General features: G+C 64.2%; 2 protein-coding genes. Both read right to left on the bottom strand.

The window, feature by feature from the left end; genetic code table 11:
- Window positions 1-129: 129 nt before the first annotated feature.
- Entirely contained in the window at window positions 130-933 is an 804-nt protein-coding gene (locus ACOVRJ_RS07760; RefSeq protein WP_422043312.1) for an ATP-binding protein, read from the bottom strand.
- Window positions 920-1,654 (bottom strand): YdaU family protein, encoded by a 735-nt coding sequence (locus ACOVRJ_RS07755; protein ID WP_422043311.1) that lies wholly within the window; start codon window positions 1,652-1,654, stop codon window positions 920-922. The genes ACOVRJ_RS07760 and ACOVRJ_RS07755 overlap by 14 nt, the downstream gene beginning before the upstream one ends.
- Window positions 1,655-1,815: the final 161 nt, after the last annotated feature.

Here is a 1,815-nt window from a genome sequence, read left to right as displayed (position 1 = left end):
TCCAGTTGCCCACGATGTTTCCGGCCTCGTCTTCCAGAAACAGGCCAAAGCTCCCGGTGTATTCCGGGTGCGGCTTGCGGTAACGGATGCCAGCAGCCTTAGCGGCCAGCTCCAAACGTTCTAGGTCGGTCATGCGGCCACCCGTGCAGCGCGGCGATAGCTGGGCCAGTCGAACGCCATCCAGCTGTGCGTCTGCGTCAGGCGGTCGGCCACGCGCTCACCGATGAAAGCCTTAAAGCCGGCCTTGTCTTGGTTCGTCAGCAGCAGCGTGGGGCGCATTTCGGCATAGCGCCGGTCCAGCACCTCGAACAGAATCGTCTGCTCCCCATCGGTGCCGTACTGAACGCCGATTTCGTCAATCACCAGCAGGTCGATGGTTTCGCCCAGCAGCTTCAGCACGTCGCGCTCAGTGCGCTCGGAATCGCGGCGCCATGTGTCCCGCACCATGCGAATCAGGCCCATGCAGGTCGTGTAATGCACCCAGTGCTGGCCGATCAGCGCCAAGCACGCAGCGGCGGCCAGGTGGGTCTTTCCCGTGCCCGGCAGGCCAGCCATCACCAGCCCTGCACCCGTGCGCTTGTGGTCGCGGAAGTTCTCCACGTAGTCACGGACGCGGGCCAGTGCGGCGCGCTGCTCGGGCGTGTCGGCCTTGTAGGCGTCGAACGTCATCGTCTGGAAGCGCGTCGGGATGCAGGCTTGCCCGATGGCGGCCAAACGCTTCGCGGCCAGCCGTTCGGCCTGTTCGCGGGCTTCGGCATCGGCGCGGCTCTTGGCTGCGGCATCGGCACATGCCGGGCACTGCGACCACACCTCGCGGCGCAGCAGCAGCTTGCCGGTTGAGGTGTAGGGGCCATGCTCGGGGCACGACGCCTGCCGCTGGCCCAGGTCGCGGATCAGGCCGGCGACGGTTTGGGGCTCGTCAGAACGATCCATCGGGGTTCACTCCTTCGCGGTAGTTCTTCGCGGCAAAGCCGCTGTGTTTGCTGGGCGCCTTGGACTGCTGCGGCGGCAACTTGGCGGCCAGCCACTCCAACGGCTGCAAGGGCTTGGCCTTCAGGCACTCCCTCAGGGCGTCAACAACGCGGTCGTCGCCGTGGGACTTCCGCAGGCCACCGAGGAACGAGCGGGCGGCCTTGTCGGCGTTGCCAGCACCCACCAGCAGGGGCACCCCGTAGCCGAAAATGATCTCGTCAGGGGTCAACGGCCTGGCGGCTTGCCCGCCGGTTTCGTTAGAAACCGAATAACTGGTGTCTGGTGTCTGGTGAGCTTTCGTCTGGGTTTCCAAATCCGAACCCAGCGGAAACCCAGTGGGTTTTTCGTCGGTTGCTTCCGGGTTCTTCTTTGGACGCCCACCACGCTTGCCGTTCTCTTGGGCCGCTTTGATCTTGGTTTGCGCCTTCTCGATTTCGCGCTCTACCCGCGAGTGCTTCCAGACGCCATCGGACAGCGTGAAGAACTCGGACAGCACGGCATCAACGGCGGCCTTTTCTTCCTTGGAGCGAGCACGCGCCACCCGGTGCGCCTGGTCAGCTTGAATGCCTTGTTCGGTGCCGTAGTACCGATCCAGCAGCAGGCCATAGGCGCCGTGCTCAAGCATGCTCAGGTGCGCCGTGTCCTTGGCGTAGTCGCCTAGGTGGCGTTCGTAGTAGTTCATCAGACCCCGCTGGGCTTGAGGATTCGCGCCGTCTTGGCCTTGTCGGCCTCGGTGCGGCTCATGTGGCAATAGGCGTTCGGGCGAAAGCCAAGATCAACCCGCTTGGGCTTCTTGGGCTTGTGCTGGATTTGGGGCACGTAGTCCCGGCTGAATGCGTTCAT

It is taken from the genome of Roseateles sp. (assembly GCF_049240545.1).
In the GTDB taxonomy this organism is placed as follows: domain Bacteria; phylum Pseudomonadota; class Gammaproteobacteria; order Burkholderiales; family Burkholderiaceae_C; genus Paucibacter_A.
Note: the sequence above shows the minus strand (reverse complement) of the source record. Positions and strands in the feature narration are given on the sequence as shown.